At 60.7% G+C, this 15,449-nt stretch carries 13 protein-coding genes and 2 pseudogenes; 7 read left to right on the top strand and 8 right to left on the bottom strand.

Annotated elements, in window-relative coordinates; all coding sequences use genetic code 11:
* Nucleotides 1-604: 604 nt before the first annotated feature.
* On the top strand, nt 605-1,363 hold the full coding sequence (locus tag ABID26_RS19705; protein WP_354416059.1) for a hypothetical protein: 759 nt from the start codon (nt 605-607) through the stop codon (nt 1,361-1,363).
* Between the two features lie 129 nt (nt 1,364-1,492).
* Here the strand turns inward: ABID26_RS19705 and ABID26_RS19700 are convergent, their stop codons facing one another.
* The 7 genes from ABID26_RS19700 to ABID26_RS19670 form a co-directional block, all read right to left on the bottom strand.
* A complete protein-coding gene (locus ABID26_RS19700; protein ID WP_292374264.1) occupies nt 1,493-1,825 on the bottom strand; it encodes a hypothetical protein in 333 nt (110 codons plus the stop codon).
* Nucleotides 1,822-3,141, bottom strand: coding sequence for a polysaccharide biosynthesis/export family protein (locus ABID26_RS19695; protein ID WP_292374262.1), 1,320 nt, complete (start codon nt 3,139-3,141; stop codon nt 1,822-1,824). The genes ABID26_RS19700 and ABID26_RS19695 overlap by 4 nt, the downstream gene beginning before the upstream one ends.
* Before the next feature lie 418 nt (nt 3,142-3,559).
* Nucleotides 3,560-4,381 carry an IS1096 element passenger TnpR family protein gene (locus tag ABID26_RS19690; RefSeq protein ID WP_292374260.1) on the bottom strand — a complete coding sequence of 274 codons (822 nt, stop codon included), beginning with the start codon at nt 4,379-4,381 and terminating at the stop codon, nt 3,560-3,562.
* 63 nt (nt 4,382-4,444) lie between these two features.
* Nucleotides 4,445-4,876 carry a recombinase family protein gene (locus ABID26_RS19685; RefSeq protein WP_292374258.1) on the bottom strand — a complete coding sequence of 144 codons (432 nt, stop codon included), beginning with the start codon at nt 4,874-4,876 and terminating at the stop codon, nt 4,445-4,447.
* On the bottom strand, nt 4,843-5,265 hold the full coding sequence (locus tag ABID26_RS19680) for a serine integrase family protein (RefSeq protein ID WP_292368117.1): 423 nt from the start codon (nt 5,263-5,265) through the stop codon (nt 4,843-4,845). Before ABID26_RS19680 ends, ABID26_RS19685 begins: the two co-directional genes overlap by 34 nt.
* A gap of 10 nt (nt 5,266-5,275) precedes the next feature.
* Nucleotides 5,276-5,566, bottom strand: coding sequence for a recombinase family protein (locus ABID26_RS19675; protein WP_354416058.1), 291 nt, complete (start codon nt 5,564-5,566; stop codon nt 5,276-5,278).
* On the bottom strand, nt 5,547-5,963 hold the full coding sequence (locus tag ABID26_RS19670; protein WP_354416168.1) for a hypothetical protein: 417 nt from the start codon (nt 5,961-5,963) through the stop codon (nt 5,547-5,549). The genes ABID26_RS19675 and ABID26_RS19670 overlap by 20 nt, the downstream gene beginning before the upstream one ends.
* Nucleotides 5,964-6,046: 83 nt before the next feature.
* Here ABID26_RS19670 and ABID26_RS19665 point away from each other — a divergent pair.
* Nucleotides 6,047-6,225, top strand: a pseudogene (locus ABID26_RS19665) (transposase domain-containing protein); the annotation flags it as partial.
* A 79-nt stretch (nt 6,226-6,304) separates the two neighbouring features.
* Here ABID26_RS19665 and ABID26_RS19660 read toward each other — a convergent pair.
* The gene (locus tag ABID26_RS19660) at nt 6,305-7,141 is read right to left on the bottom strand and encodes a WecB/TagA/CpsF family glycosyltransferase (RefSeq protein WP_354416057.1); all 837 of its coding nucleotides are present in this window, start codon (nt 7,139-7,141) and stop codon (nt 6,305-6,307) included.
* Between the two features lie 266 nt (nt 7,142-7,407).
* Between ABID26_RS19660 and ABID26_RS37075 the strand changes: the two are divergent.
* The 5 genes and pseudogenes from ABID26_RS37075 to ABID26_RS19625 all read left to right on the top strand — a co-directional run bounded on the left by ABID26_RS37075 (nt 7,408) and on the right by ABID26_RS19625 (nt 15,448).
* Nucleotides 7,408-8,626 (top strand): annotated as a pseudogene (locus ABID26_RS37075) (IS256 family transposase).
* Between the two features lie 231 nt (nt 8,627-8,857).
* Nucleotides 8,858-10,351: a nucleoside/nucleotide kinase family protein gene (locus tag ABID26_RS19640; protein ID WP_292374248.1), complete on the top strand. Its 1,494-nt coding sequence runs from the start codon at nt 8,858-8,860 to the stop codon at nt 10,349-10,351.
* 18 nt (nt 10,352-10,369) lie between these two features.
* Nucleotides 10,370-11,704: a hypothetical protein gene (locus tag ABID26_RS19635; RefSeq protein ID WP_292374246.1), complete on the top strand. Its 1,335-nt coding sequence runs from the start codon at nt 10,370-10,372 to the stop codon at nt 11,702-11,704.
* The gene (locus tag ABID26_RS19630) at nt 11,701-13,854 is read left to right on the top strand and encodes a GumC family protein (RefSeq protein ID WP_292374244.1); all 2,154 of its coding nucleotides are present in this window, start codon (nt 11,701-11,703) and stop codon (nt 13,852-13,854) included. The genes ABID26_RS19635 and ABID26_RS19630 overlap by 4 nt, the downstream gene beginning before the upstream one ends.
* The gene (locus tag ABID26_RS19625; RefSeq protein WP_292368103.1) at nt 13,844-15,448 is read left to right on the top strand and encodes a right-handed parallel beta-helix repeat-containing protein; all 1,605 of its coding nucleotides are present in this window, start codon (nt 13,844-13,846) and stop codon (nt 15,446-15,448) included. Before ABID26_RS19630 ends, ABID26_RS19625 begins: the two co-directional genes overlap by 11 nt.
* The last annotated feature ends 1 nt before the right edge of the window (nt 15,449 follow it).

The following is a 15,449-nucleotide window of genomic DNA, read 5'->3' as shown; positions in this document are numbered from 1 at the left end:
GGGGTGGGTCGTGTATAAATGCAGCGCTCGATAGAGGGCGGTATGTCCTGGAGTTGGCACGCCGAGTTAGGGATCGGCACCGGCATCCTCATGAAGGCTCCCGGCGTTATGCTCATTCGATCGTGTCTTGCACCGGTACCCGCGACGCTTCTCAAGTACGAGTGCCATCCGCTCGATCTGAAGTAGTGCTCGTAGAAGTCTGTCCTCTCAGCAGCGAACCTGAAGACTCGGCGCGTGTCGATGAGGGAGATCGCGGAGGCGACGGCGAGGCACAATGAGTCATTGAAGGAGCTTGGCCTACCTTTACTGCCATCTAGCAGCCGTGCTGTGAACTGAGAAGTGGTAGGGCGTGTTAGTATCTGCGCTGACCCCCCCCCAAGAGATGTTCCGGTTTGAATGTCAGTGCATGATTAACCTGGGCGTCAGCGCTGCCATGGAGAGAAGATCAGACTAGGGTTGCTAGTAGGGTATCGGAAGAGTTGTATTAACTTATTCATTTATTTCAATAGTTTACGAAAGGAATGATAATCCCTCCGTCTTTGCCCTCAACAGCAACATGCAGGAACCGGATAGCCGCAGCTATACTTCAGTGCAAGGCCAATGGATGCAAAACCTTCTTGCGAGCTCCGACGCGACCTTCAACGTCGCCTACTTCCATCACACGCCGTACAATCCGAGCGCCTACACTGCCACCATGCGGTGGCCCTTCGAGCAATGGGGTGTGAACGCGGTCTTTGCCGGGCACGAGCACAATTATTACCGGGAGAACCGGGACGACAATGGCGACGGCGTCTACCTTCCCTACACGACCACCGGCCTCGGCGGCGCCGGCAAGACCGTCCCCAATGTCGGCGCCAACCTGGTGACGGTCACCGACCAGGGCATGCTGATCGAGTTCTACAAGGTGAGCAGCTTCAGCGGGACAACCGCAACTCCCGTTTTGGTGGATTCCTACTTTGTCCCGACGCCCGCCGGGCGCACGCCGACGATCGTCAACGGCGGTTATGTCCTGAACGGCACGACGGGCGCGGACTATCTGTGGGGCCTTGGCGGCAACGACACGCTGATCGGCGGCAAAGGCAACGATCTGCTCGTCGCCGGCAACCAGCAAAATTTGTTCGTGTTCCACAAGGGAGACGGGCAGGACACCGTCATGAATTTCGTGGCGGGCACCGGCACCGGCGATGTCCTCGATCTCAGGGATTTCGGCATCAACAACGCCAGCCAGTTCCAGCAGGTGGCCACGAACCAGGGCTCGAACGTCGTGGCTACGCTGGGCGGCGGCGACCACATCACATTCACCGGCGTCCATGTCGATCAGTTCCAGGATGACAACTTCGTGAGCAGTTTACTGCTCGCCTAGGAGGGTTACTTCAGGCGCACCACGGCGACAGATCACCGCCGTCGACATGAAGGGGGCCAGTGGGCGTTGGCAAAGACGCCCGGACCGAGTTCAAACTTGTGCCGAGCAGAAGTGTAATGGCTGCGGGCGTCACCGCCGCGAAGCGCCCTTCTTAAGAAAGTCTCGACGTGCCTGAGCTTGTGCCGCCCTGTCCAGACCGTCGCTTTCCGTGTCGCCGGGATTGGCAACGGCCACGGCCGCTCCGATCGTGCAATAGGGCATGCCCTGGGCATCCGAGCAGTCGACCTGATTGTTGACGTAAAGCGTAACACCCCAGGCAGCCTGTGCAGCCGCCCGCCTGCCACCAGCAGGGGCAGGGTACCAGATAGCCACACAGGCCTGCCAAGCTTCGGCTCTCGTGCTTTGATCATCCGAATGGCTCCAGTTCCCCCGGTCGGGGGCCACCTTGGTCTTCTCACTCATTGCACGCCAGCCGGGCTTTTCCCATCCGCCCGGACGATCGCAGTCTGTGCCGCCGACTGCGGGCCGCCGGCCGCCTGGCTGCCGGTCCGCTCGACTGTGACAATGTCGCCCGGTTCGATTGGAGGGTCGCGGCCGTCATCAAACGTGAGGATACTGTGCCTGCGTCTGATCGTGAATCGAATATCGCTTGCCGTGTGCAATGGGTTAGCGAGTGAAAGAGTCCCAATAGCTGCCTGCGCTTGGCCCATAATGTCGCTGAGCGTCTGGATGCGGTTCACAGCCTCCTGCAGGCTTGCCTCTGTCGCCTGCATATCTGCGAGGACTTCCTGCTGCCGGGAGGATTGTAAGTCGAGCATGTCCTTCTCGGTTTTGGAGATCTGTTCGCGGACAATGAAGATGCGGCCATTGATATCAAGCTGCTGCGACTGCAAGTCAGAGAGTGCTTGCTGGAGAGTCAAGATCTGTGCCGTCGTGATCAGGCCATTTTGGACCAAGCCCTTCGTGCGTTCGATTTGGGCCTCAATCCTTTGAGACTGATCTGCCTTCACGGCAATGCGCCCTTGAAGTGCCTTTACCTCCTCTTCGTTCAGCGCCTTCTGGCTGGCAAGTGAGTTGAGACCCTGGCGCAATGCGTTGCGCCGCACTTCAAAAAGCTGGCGCTCTCTTTCCACGAGAGATTTCGAGTTTGCACCAAGTTCGGGTGGAAAGGAGACCGCGGACTCACCCGCAAGTTCAGCGCCAAGCCGCGCACGTTTTGCCTTGAGTTCGTCGATTCTTTGCGACAGCGTCCGCATATCGCCCGCCGCCGAAAGGAGGTCGTGCGCCGGCTGCCACGCCGTTGCCTGTATCAACCGTAACCCGCCGGCGATACTGTAGGCCTTCAATGCCGTGAGCCCCGGTTTGAACGCAAATTCACCGGGGTGATCGACATCGCCCATCACGTAATAGGGCCGGTACTCTGCAATATCGACGATGACACTGGGCTTGGCGATGAGGCCGACTTGGGCCTGCAGTCTGTTCGCAACATCGACGGCGATTTCCGGCGCATTGCGCGACACCGCATCGACGAGCCCGATCAGCGGCAACTCCACCCGCCCATCGCTTCCGACAACGAACTGTCCATTGAACGCAGGCCACTCGCGCAATGTCCCATCCGCCTGCTGCCAGTCGTAGACGCGAACGCTCAGCTTATCCTGCGGGCTTATCGTATAGTTGAGGCCATCCTCGGCCCGCGCCGCCGCCACAGTCAAAGCCACAGCGGCGGTCAGTGAAATATAAAGCGGAACATTACGATGCATGAACTCACCCGTTTCCAACAGGGCAACTCCAAACAATCAGAACGAACGACCGGCCACAGCGTCAATGCCTGATTGCGGCGGCGAGATTACTTGAGGGTGAGTTTATCAACACCAGCTGCGGGTGAGGTAGTGCGCATCGGATTAAACCGGTCTACTTCTTTCGAAGTATTGTGAGGCGCATAATCAGCCAATTGAATTATGTCTAGCCTTGCTGCTCTAGGGCTGCGCCGCTGTAGACGGCCTCACTCCTTTGCCGTCGTCCGGTTTAATCGCGATTTTTCCGACTTGATCTGTCGCCAGATTGTGGAGGCGTATTACCTGAACTGTATTATCGCGGCTCAACATATGGAAATAGCCGTAAGCGATTGCCATCCACAATAGGATCGACAGCAAGAGCCCAATGGCTATCCCCTTGAATGCATGTGAGGAACGCATGTTAACTCTCGTATCCCTGCCTTTGCAACAGATACCCACGACGGAGTATACCAGATACCCATGACGGAGTAATGACCCAAACGACTTTTACAAAGAATTCACTGCCCGGGGTAATTACTCCCTTTCTGAGGTTTGGCGGCAGAGTGGCTTGTCGGGCTGCGGCTATTTTCATCCTGAACCGGGAGGTAAGTGCGGCATTTGTGACGTCAAGGGCGAATTCGTCCGGATCGAACTCGTCGCCGAACTCTTCGACGCGTTCGGCGTGTTGGGGATGACCGGGATCGGCCAGGATGGCCAGCAATTCCTGATAACGCCAGACGCCGCCGCAAACCTTCCGGGCGGGGATCGACAGATCCGACATCTGGCGGGTCCAGCGGGTTTGCCCGACCTTGTTCTTCCTCACGATGAGACGCGTGTGATCGCCGCCTTGCCAATGGATGATGAGCGCCAGACTGTCGTCCACGACATCGGCGATAATCTCCTTGACTAACAAGCGAATGATCTTCTTGCGCGTCTCGGTCGAAGCACCCGGGCTGTCCCATGCCTGGGCGAGATCCTTCCCGAGAGCCATCAGTCTTGCACGATCGCCGGCGGAGACCGTTGGCGCTTGCAGAGCGGCCGCGCCGTCAAGCTCCTCCTCAAGCTCGCCCAGGTGGGTCAGCTTCTCGTTCCAGCGTCGCTCGAGTTCACCGACGCCAAGCCGGTTCTCGGGATCAACCGCGTCGTATTGGCGGCGTGCACGCTCCACCTCGTACCGGGCCTGCCGGCTAGCATTTTCGACTTGCTGTCGCTTGTCACTATGCTCCTGGCCTTGCGCCTCCATGGCAGCCAGCGCCGCCTCGATGCCGGTTGCAGTTGACCGAGAACCTCTTGGGCAAAGGCCCGGTCAACCCGCATACCGCTGAAGCGGATGCAGTTGTCGACGGCCTTGTCGCCGAAGGTCCCGCGACAGACGTAGGGTGTTTCCGCCTTTGCCGCTGTAAGCGACATGCAATCGACGGCCGCAGCGTGCGCAGCGGAAAAGACCGGGCAGCAAGGCTTCGCCGCGGCGGATCGCCCCGCGCCCAAGGTAGCTCTTGCCGTTGGCGTTGTCGGCAATCTGGCGCTGATTCCTCACGAACTCCTCCCAGGAAATATATGCCTCATGGTGGCCGCGGATCAAAACCTCGCAGTCCTTCCAGTTGTGGCGAATGCTATCGCGCATAACGCGCTTGCGGCCGCCTTGGATTACAACGCGCGTTCCGCGCCGGCCAAAAGCATAGGCGCCTGCATAGACCGGGTTGGTCAGCATGTGTTGCAGCGTGTGATAGACCGGCACCTTCCATTCAATCGCCTGCTTGCCGCGGCTCTGAACGACGGAACGAGAACTTGCTCCTGGCGGAACCAGAGCAGAACCTGCCGGATCGAATGCAACTCGGCGAATTTGCGGAACACCAGAGCAATGCCGTCCCGGACACGACGATCCGGATCCTTGTCGAGCTGCCCATCTTCCGCTTTGACATGGCCGATAGCTACAGTCAGCAGAAGTTCCCCACGGCGTGCCTTCTGCCTCAGCGCCTCGATGGAGCGTTGCCGGAACACCGAAAGCTCCATCTCTCTCATCGTGTCCTTCATGCCAGGTAGCAGGCGATCGTTGATCAGGCGTGGATCGTAGACGCCATCTTCATCTACGATCAATGTTGCGACCGACCCGCAGAACTCAAGCAAGGTATGCCAGTCACGGCCAGCGCGCCAGCCGCGACGCCTCCAGCGAGATGACCGCTCCAACGCGGCCCTCGCACATGGCCGCCCACAGCTTCCCAAAGCCGGGCCGAGCCGTGCCGGCGCCGGATCGGCCGAGATCGTCATCGACGATTTGCACATCGTCCCAACCCAACTGCCGAGTCCGCTCGGTCAGGCCATCCTGGCGACGCTGGCTCTCGAGGTTGTTCGCGACCTGGTACGTCGTCGACTGCCGGATGTAGATGATGGGGCTGCGGCAAAGATGCTCAGCGGTGATCTTGCTCATCGCCCGCCTGCTTCCGGCTCCGACTCGACAGTCCGCGCCCGGCGCGGACGCTGCTTCGACGAGTAGAGACTGCAACAGCATTACTGCCTTTACCCGTTCCTCGCTCGACATCTTGGCCGGCGGTACGGCGGGCGCGAACAAATCCAGTTGGGTGCGCAGCGGATTCTTCATCGGCATGTCCTCCTACAAAGATCGGGTCCCTCGGAAGAGAGGCTACGAGATGATCGACAAGTGCGCGAAGTTCGAGGAGGTGTGTGAGCGGAAGTCGGGGCGCAGCAATGATCGCAACCGAACCGGCCTGTGGGGCGGCCATCCAGTCCGGAAGATGGAAGGTCCCGCCGTGCGGCTGCCGATTCAAAAGGTGGCGGATGCCGTCATGATCATGCTCACCGACCACGGCAACGGTCTGCCCGACCAACGGATGGAATGGATGGGTGACGACCACGTCGAAGCCTGGATTCCCGGCATTATGACGCTGCTTCCGAGGCTGGTGGACGAACCTGGGCGACGGTGGCCACCCTGCTGCAAACGGCCAAAATGAATAGGGTCGATCCGCTCGCCTGGCTCTCCCAGACCTTGACCCGCATCGCGCAAGGCTGGCCGCATCCGAAATCGACGCGCTCAAGCCTTGGAACTTCAAGCCAGACGCTATCGGCTAAGCGCTTACGTTGGACGGAAGCCGCCAAAAGGTCCCGTTATCGCGAGCGCGCGCCGAGGGGCTCGAGACGGGAAGAGCGCCTACTGCGGGGTGTGCTTGGTCTTGCTGAGCAGAGCCCAAGTGGCGATCACGTTGGTCGTGGCGTAGCGGACCGACAGGCGCCTTGGTTCGAGATACAGCCGGTGCGCCCACTCGAGACCGGCCGACTGCATCCATTGCGGTGCCCGCCTGTGGGCGCCGGACAGAAAGTTGAACAACCCGCCGCTGGTCTTCATCACGCCAACATTGGTCAGCTCTTGTCGCCAGCGATGGCAGAACTCGAGCTCGCGCGGAAAACCCATCGCTACCCACAGTATATCTGGCCGCAAGGCATTGATCTCCTGCACAGCCAGCAGCTCTTCATCCGTGGACGCAAAGTAGCCGTTCCTCCGTCCCACAATTCGAAGGCCGGGATAGCGGGCGCGGACATTGCCAACAGCGGATCGATTCTCATCTTCCGAAGCGCCGAGCATGTAGAAGCTCGCGCCTTCCGCGGCAGCGAGCTTCGCCACATCGTGGAACAGATCCGTGGTCGCGGAGCGATCTCGCAGCGCGCCGTTTCCCAGCAACCGGGAAGCGAAGACAAGCGGCTGGCCATCGGCGCTCAGAACATGCGTGCACGCAAGGAGCTGCTGTGTGCGATGACGGTTCCGGCCAACATAGAGGTCAGCCAACACCTGTCCGTTGACTGACGAACAGATACAGGGGGCGAGTCCGCTGCCTCTGGCCCTGAGGGCCATGTCAACCATGAGTCTTGCGGTCTCAACACGGCTGAGAGTGGCAATGCTCACGCCACCAATGATCTCCGTGGGTAGCGCCTGGGAGGCGGTGCGCCCACGCAGCACTCGTGACGACGTATTGACGGTGTCCGCACTCATCATCGAACCCCTTTGCCGGCTGGTGCGCGGCGCAGTTGGCGGAATTGTACCAGCGCACAGGGAGTGCGCGGAAACGCAGAAGGTCGACGGGTCTCAGTCAAAAGAGGGATCGTGCACCGCCGAGTGGTGTAGCTCGGCGGTGACCAATCCGCTCGCGAGCGCGCCCCTCAACGGCGCTGAAGCGAGCGAGCGGCGTAGCGGCGGTCATCGATGTTCTCCGGTAAGGGTCGGGTCGCTGACACGAACCTGATTCGAAGGAACCACCGATGACCGAAGACATGACGAACCTGCGCACGCTCGTGGAGAAGACCCCCGACGCCGATATCTTGCGCGAGATGACCCGCCTCGCAAAGCTCGCTTCGGCGGGCGCAGTAAGGTCGGCTTTGCCGCTGAGCGGCTGATGGAGCTGGAGGTGGGCGCCGCCACCCGGCCGGCTATGGCGAGAAGAGCGCGCTGCGGACCGCCCAGCGCAACGGTTATCGCGAGCGCGACTGGGAGACGCGGGCCGGCACGGTGGAGCTGCGCATCCCCAAGCTGAGGAAGGGCTCCTACTTCCCCAGCTTCCAGGAGCCGCGCCGCATGGCCGAGAAGGCGCTGACGGCCGTCATCCAGGAGGCCTGACGTCCAAGGTATCTCGACCCGCTCGGTCAACGACCTGGTTAAGGCGATGGGCATGAGCGGCATCTCCAAGAGCCAGGTGTCGCGGCTATGCGAAGAGATCGACGGCAAAGTGAAGGCCTTCCTCGAACGGCCGTTCGAAGGTGGCTGGCCGTACGTTTGGATCGATGCGACTTATCTCAAGGTGCGCCGCGGCGGCCGCATCGTTTCGGTCGCTGTCATCATCGCCGTCGGCGTCAACACCGACGGCCGGCGCGAGGTGCTCGGCATGGAGATCGGCACCTCGGAGGCCGAGCCGATCTGGACGGAGTTCCTGCGCAAGCTTACCCGGCGTGGCCTGGGCGGGGTCAAGCTCGTCGTCTCCGATGGGCATGAGGGCCTCAAGGCCGCGGTGACCAAGGTTCTCTCAGCCACTTGGCAGCGCTGCCGCGTCCACTTCATGAGGAACGTGCTGCGCACGCAGGCAAGAGCGGCCGCCGCGTCGACGGCCTTCATCGCCATCGCTTTCGCGCAGGAGACGCCCGAAGCCGCCAGTTCCCAGTGCCGGGCCGTCGCCGACCAGATCAGGCCGAAGGTGCCGAAGCTGGCCGCCATCCTCGACAACGCCGAACCTGACGTGCTCGCCTACATGACCTTCCGGAAGGAGCACCCAGCACGAATCCGATCGGCGTCTCAACGGCGAAATCAAGCGCCGAACCGACGTGGTCGGCATCTTCCCGAACGACAACGCCATCCTCCGCCTCGTCGGCCCCTGCTGCTCGAGCAGAACGATGAATGGGCCATGCAGCGGGCGCTACATGACACTTGAGACCATCAGCCAGATGGGCTGATGATCCACTCATCAGCCTGCCAGCCGTGGCGCGCTGATCATTCCGGCCCTTGCCGGAGAGCACGGCGACCAATGCCGTCAGCTACACAGTGGGCACGATCCAAAAGAGGTACGCACGACTAACCCGCAAGGCCCAATAACGCTGCTGTCAGATCCATGCTAGCAGCGGGGGCCAGGGGTAGACTGCAGAACCGCCATCGCCGGTTTGATGTCTTAGACTCAGTTGTAGTGTGTGGTTGGCTATGAATCAGGTTCCCGTGCCAGGGGCCTTGAGCCTCGACAGCAAAGGTCAGAATGAGAAAGCCGTAATCCGCAAGCTTGTCAGGGAACTGGATGCGGCAAGGATTTCCTATTGCCATTGGAAGAGCAACTGCCGTCTTGAAGCGACCCTTGCCGGCGACGAAGACATTGACATTCTTGTGGACCGCCGACAGGCCGCGAATCTCCAAGGGGCGCTGAGCGTCTCGGGGTTCAAACTGGCGCAATCCGCTCTTGGAGCCGGCCACCCCAGCACATTTCACGCGATTGGCCTTGACGGTCACACGGGCGAGCTTGTCGACCTCCACGTCTGCCATGAAGTCTATAGCGGCGACAGCCTGGTGAAGAACTACCGCATGCCGATCGAGGGCGAGCTCCTTGCCAACACCCGTGAACTCTTGGGGGTGAAGGTGCCGGACGCGGCCTGCGAGTTGGTCTATTTTGTGCTGAGGATCGCACTGAAACATCTGAGTCCCATCGAATTACTGAAATCAAACCGTCATCGCAGCAACAACGCCGACGAACTTGCCTGGCTGCAACAGGCGGCCAGTCGAAGCATCGTGCCGCCCCCGGCCATTTGCGACAGGCTGTTTCCCGTTATCGGTCCTGGCCTCTTTTCCGATCTCGTCAATGCTGTCGCCAGACAGGATGCAATTTTGCTCCGTATTCGGCTTGGCTGGAAGGTTGCATGGCGGCTGCGCGGCATGCGGCGGCTTTCAGCATTTGCAGCTGCTGCCTCGCGGCTCTGGCGCTTTGGCGATTTCGTCAGGGGCAAGCTGAGTGGCGCGAAGAGTTTGCACCTCGTGAGCGGCGGCGCCATTGTGGCACTGGTAGGCCCCAAGGCGACTGGCAAATCAACGACTGCGAATGAACTCGCCCGCTGCCTCGGCCGGCACCTAAACGTTTGCCGCATCCACGCTGGAAAACCGCCGCCAACGTTGATTTCCTGGATTCCGAGCTGGTTCGTTCCCCTGGCCCGCCGCCTCCTGCCGCATGAACGGTGGGCGGTCTATGAAGACGCCGCGCGCCGCGAGCGTCGCGATTTCTCCCTCTTCCATGTCGCACGGATGGCATTGCTCGCACACGACCGCCGCCGTCTGCTGCAGCGCGCTCTGCGCAAAGCGGCAGCCGGCGCAATTGTCATATCTGACCGATATCCCTCGTTGCAGCCCGGCACCATCGACAGCAGCAGCTTCGACAGTCTGGCCCTTGCCGGTTGCGATTCATGGCTGAAGCGCAAGTTGATGCAATACGAACGCTACTGCTACTCCGCGATACCCCGTCCCAATCTCGTAATAAAACTCACAGCGCCGATCGCTATCGCCATCGCGCGCGATGCCACACGCGACAAGGCAGGAGGACCGGACGAGGCCGCGGTGCGGCGGCATTGGGAACTCGAACGTAAGACGGATTTCGGATCGACGCCTGTCGTCACCATCGACACAACCGCACCTCTGGAAGAGACGGCCAGACAGGCGGTCAATGCGGTTTGGGCGGTCTTGTGAAAAAGGAGGGTTGGATCCTTGGTGCACGATCTACGGTACGGCAACACACAGGACCCAATGCTCTGTCTGCGGCACCTCGATTCCGCGTTGCAGGTGCTCTCCGGCGGCCAGTTTGGCATGCTCCAAATAAGCCCCGCAGGCATGGAGAACGGCCACAAAATCCTTGAGCGCTATGCGGTATTCCCCGGGCTCGATGATCCCCGTGTGCTTATCCCACTCACCGGTGGTGCTAAGGCCCGCACTGCGGTCCTTGCGCAGTATGGGACGGGAGCTGGTTCGCGCGTGTCGCGCCTGGCCGCCCAGGTGTTGTCATTCGAAAGCCGTCTCGGTCTGCCGCTGTTGTCCTGGGGCAATCGCGTCTCCGTCGTCACAGATTCGTTTGCAGCCAAAGACACGCCGGTCCACGGCTTTCTTGCGGATGTGCTCGGCACGGGGGACTTCGTGATGAGTCTTAGGCTTGCCCCGGGCCGGCCCAATAGCAAGCCCGTCGTTCAAGCGGTATCACCGCGAGGCCAGGTTCTGGCCTATGCGAAATTCGGCTGGGATGAGTTGACTCGGCGCCTGGTGCGCCATGAAGCGCAATTTCTCAGAGAACTCGCTCCGCTCTGCCGCCAGAGCGCCGTGGCCATTCCGACGGTGCTCGGCAGCGGACCCTGGCGCGGTCTTGAGGCGCTGATCGTCCACCAGCTTCCCGGCCGCGGGTGGTCCCCCATTGTGCACACGATGTTGCCGGCCGCTGCTGCCATCGCCAGCCTCGCGCCGTCACCACCCAAAGCCCTGGCTGAGACCGGCTTCTGGCAGGAGATTCGCACCTTGGCCAGCCAATCAGGTCCTCTGCTGTCTGCCAGTGTCGCCGCCGCTGTCGAACACGGTTGGAGGACAGTGGAAGCGCGCTGGGGCGGGATCGTCTTCCCGCTTGGTGTAAGCCATGGTGACTGGATCCCGCCGAATATCCGGGTTCTTAGAGGTGGCCGTTTCAACGTGTGGGACTGGGAGCGTGGCAAAATCGGAGTTCCACTGGGCCTCGACATCATGCAGTTCGTGATGTTCATTGAAATGCGCCGTTTGACCAAGCTGCCGTTGATGCCGCGCGTCATCCACGTGGGCCGCGATGCCTTGCAAAGCAAGGGCTTCGATCCGGACAATGCGCAGCCGCTCGCGGCGATCAGTCTGCTGTGCTCACTTTTGTGGTTTGTTGAGTCCAGGCTTGCCGGCCGTGAAGAGAGCAACTGCAATGATTTCGCGACCGCCCTCGCGGCCTGCCTTCATTTTGGCGCGGCCGGAGGCGCCTTTGAAACGGATCGTCAGATAACGATCACGACAGGGAAGAACGAGAGATTTCAAGCATCATGATCGATGAGAACTCGATCGCCGAAACAAGTCGCGAAGCCTCATTCAGCGATCTCTTGGCCATTTTGCGCAAGCGCACTCGGACCGTCATCACCACCATACTCGTCGTCACCATGGCATCTACCGCCTTTGCCATCTGGCGCGGCCCCAGCTACACGGCGACGGTGCTGGTCGTCGTCGACCCAAAAACGAGTCTCACCGGCGCCCCTGTTGAGACACAGAGTCCCACCACGGACCCCTCACTCATGCAGACCCAGGTCAAGACTCTGCTGGGTAATCCTCTTGCCAACCAGACGATCGATGCACTGGAACTCCTCAATGATCCAGAATTCCAGATCAGCGCACGTGGCCGGTTCCTTGCGCGGTTCTCAAGCAAAGGCCAGGAAGCGAACGCCACCGAAGAGTTGCGCGGATATGCACTTTACATATTTGAGCGGAACCTCGCCGTCACCAATCCCCCGGACTCACGCGTAATTCAAATTTCGTTCACTTCCATCGATTCCGGCAAGGCGGCAGCAATTGCAAATCGGCTGGCCAACTTCTACGTGGCCAATCTTCTCGACCGCAAAAATGCCAAGGTCAGTGCTTGGCGCGCACGCGCCCTGAAGTGGCTTGATGCTCAGAAGCGCCAGGTAATGGAAGCCGAAGACAGGGTCGCTGACCTGCGTGCAAAGGGCCAGATATTGGCAAGCAGCAATGTCACGCTTGCAAATTCCGATATGCAAGAACTAAACAAGCTGCTGATCGAGTCGAGGGCTGACGAAGCCAATCTCCGATCGAAACTATCAGCCATCGATCAGATCAAGTTGTCCGGCGGTCCTACCAACGCGATCAATGCGGTTCTCGCCTCCCAAGCCGTGTCGCAATTGCGCACGCTGGAACTGGATCTGGTGCGCCAGATTGCCGAGAATTCAGCGATCTATAACGACCACAATCCGCGTACTGCAATGCTGAACGGCCACCTTGCCGATGTCAGGCAGCGCATTTCCCAAGAGATTGACCGCATCGTCACGGGCATTCGCAACGAACTCGCCGCGGTCACAGCGCGGTCGGCAGCGTTCGAACAGCAGTTAAAGGGAGCCGCAGACCAAAACGGACGCGCCGAGCTCTACTCCGTGCAATTGCAGGGAGCTGAGCGCGACGCCGTAGCAAAGCGCTCAGTCTATGAGGATCTGCTGCGTTCCGAACAACAAGCCGACGCTGTGCTCGGTTCTGAGGATGCGGGCGCTTGGGTCATGTCGCCGGCCGAGATTCCTATCAAGCCATCGAGCCTCAGTGTCTTCATCATCGCCGCTGCTGCTGCGGTGCTATCGACTCTGCTCGGGGCCGCGATCGCACTTGCGCGCGAATCCTTGGACAAGCGGCTCGTCGGTTCACGCGAGGTCGAGGAAGCGCTAGGGGTGCCCTGCCTGGCTCTGTTGCCCAAGCCTGATCGCGTCGCCGGTCAGATCCGCCAACTCTCGGCCCTCGGCCGGAAGGCGAACTCCCTCTATGCCCACGCGGTTGGCGCTCTGGAGGCGCGACTGGCCGTTGCCTCACCGCGGGCCAGGACCATTGTGATCACCTCACCCCTGCCGAGCTGCGAAAAGGCGCGGCTCGCTGTCGATCTCGCAGTCTATTGCGCCCTGGCCGGCAAGCGCACGTTACTGGTGAATTTCGACAAGTACCAACCGGTACTGATGCGAGATTTCGGCCTGCAAGTGCCGGCCGAAGCAACCAAGCTGTTGACCTCAAATCTGACTTCCGACACCTCGATCGATCTGGCGCTGATCCTCGATCAGGCAACGGGACTCGACATCTTGCCCCTCGACGGCGAGCCCCAAAGTGACGCCCATGTTTCTGCCCCCCACAACAACATCGTCACGCTGATCAAGATGCTGGCCAAGCGCTACAAGTATATCGTCATCAATGCGCCGCCGCTGCTGGGGGTAAGCGACTGCCACGTCCTCGCAAGCCATGGCGATTGCGTCCTCATCGCCCTGGAATGGGGCAGGACCGAGCGCTCCGACGCCGAGGCTGGTGCCGGAGTGTTGCGGCGGCTGACCACCCGTTTCGTCTTTGCCGTCATGACCGGCGTCGAAATCCGGGGGCAACTACTCCAGTCGTCAGGCCTGCTCACGCCAAAGCGTTTCCGGAGACTCTATGAGGGATGAAGATCAAGGTGCCGCGCCATCCAACCGGCGGCGCTTCCTCCTTGCAGGTCTTGCTGGAGCAGGTGCTGCGCTGCCGGCGGGGGTGAGTGCCAATACGTCCCACGCCGGGGCGGAATTCAGTCTTGCGGCACCGGGAAGTCTTAAGCGCCGCATTGAAGATAAACTGCGGGAATTGCCGTCGCTAGACGATTTCGGTGCGCGCGGCGATGGCGTCACCGACGACTCTGAGGCTCTGCAGACAGCACTTGACTGGGCAGGGCAAAGGCCCGGCACGCGGCTGCGTGTACCGCCTCGCATGTTCGGCCTCGCCCGCCCAATCGCCGTTCCGCAGTCGATCGAGCTTGCTGGCGAAGTGCCGGGGGACGGCAATTCTCCGCTGAGCGGTTTTCGGGCCCTGAAGGGATTTGAGACGCCATATGTCCTACACTATTCAAGCGTTGAAGGTGTGGCTCCACTGCCGCTTGCCGCATTGCTGGTCAGCCGTGAATGGGTGGAGGGGAAAGATTTTGCAAGACGCCTTCACATGCGCGACTTGTACTTCGACGTCGATGCCATAACAGCGCGCGGCGGTGTTCCAGTCCACGGGCTTATGCTCGCCAATCAACAACTCGACATTCATAACATTTGGATCCGGAGCGCCACCGGCTTTGGCCTGTGGATTAATACCCAGCGCCCCGACGGTACCTTTATGGCTGCGCTCGTCGACAACCTACTGCGTCGCGTATGGGTCAAGGGCGCGGGGGTTGGCGGAGCCAGTTTCACAGGACCACATGGCGAGATGAATTTCGGCGGCATCCTGGTCGGCGCTTTGCCGGGAGCCCGAGACCCCAGAGGCGCAACTGAGCCGCCATTGGCGACTGACGGCATTTTGGACTATTGCACCGTCGCCGTCGGCCCCGAAGCACTTCTGGGTTGCCGTGGCAATGGCATTCACATCACCCAATCCGCAGGATGGCGCGCCACCGGTTGCCACTTAAACGGCGCGGGGCGTAATGGCATGGTCTTCGAGCATGCCTTCCAGACGGAAATTTCCGGTTGCTACATTGATGGTTGGGGCGTCGGCGCTGGAGAGCGCGACGGGGTTCTCTCAGCCATATCGTGCAACTCCATCGTCGCGCTCGGCGACGGCGCCGATGGCTCGCTCATTATCTCATCCAATCGTATCGCCTGCCGCTCTGTGGCGGCCACTGCCGGAAATGATTATGTGGCAATCAGCCTGCGGGCCGGATCGATGCCCACAGCGCGCGCCGTCGTCATCGGCAACACGATTGTCAGGCGGGGCGATGCTACCCATGCCTTTTCCACATTCGATTTCGGAAAGGCGGGGGGCGGCGAATTTGAAGCGCTAGTTATTGGAAACTCCGCCCCGGGAACCGCTACTCCCTTCTTGCGGCCTTGGGACGAAACAGCGGTCCGGCCCCGCTTCACCGGCAACAGTTTTCAGTTTGCAAACGCTCCACCGTCACAGGGTTGGCACCCTGCGGGCCTCCGCATCGACAACGATGCACCTACTCCAGGTGCCGCGGCGGCGTGGTTCTGTGTAATGCGCGGAAGCCCAGGCAACTGGCGGAGTTGCGGAAGGATCGACTCCTGAA

It is taken from the genome of Mesorhizobium shonense (assembly GCF_040545255.1).
GTDB classification, from domain to species: Bacteria; Pseudomonadota; Alphaproteobacteria; order Rhizobiales; family Rhizobiaceae; genus Mesorhizobium; species Mesorhizobium shonense.
Note: the sequence above shows the minus strand (reverse complement) of the source record. Positions and strands in the feature narration are given on the sequence as shown.

Bases quoted from the DNA above. Each gene is read 5' to 3' on its own strand.
- ABID26_RS19705 (WP_354416059.1), top strand. From the start codon at position 605: ATGCAAAACCTTCTTGCGAGCTCCGACGCGACCTTCAACGTCGCCTAC.
- ABID26_RS19700 (WP_292374264.1), bottom strand. From the start codon at position 1,825: ATGAGTGAGAAGACCAAGGTGGCCCCCGACCGGGGGAACTGGAGCCAT.
- ABID26_RS19690 (WP_292374260.1), bottom strand. From the start codon at position 4,381: ATGGAGGCGCAAGGCCAGGAGCATAGTGACAAGCGACAGCAAGTCGAA.
- ABID26_RS19675 (WP_354416058.1), bottom strand. From the start codon at position 5,566: ATGAGCAAGATCACCGCTGAGCATCTTTGCCGCAGCCCCATCATCTAC.
- ABID26_RS19660 (WP_354416057.1), bottom strand. From the start codon at position 7,141: ATGAGTGCGGACACCGTCAATACGTCGTCACGAGTGCTGCGTGGGCGC.
- ABID26_RS19630 (WP_292374244.1), top strand. From the start codon at position 11,701: ATGATCGATGAGAACTCGATCGCCGAAACAAGTCGCGAAGCCTCATTC.
- ABID26_RS19625 (WP_292368103.1), top strand. From the start codon at position 13,844: ATGAGGGATGAAGATCAAGGTGCCGCGCCATCCAACCGGCGGCGCTTC.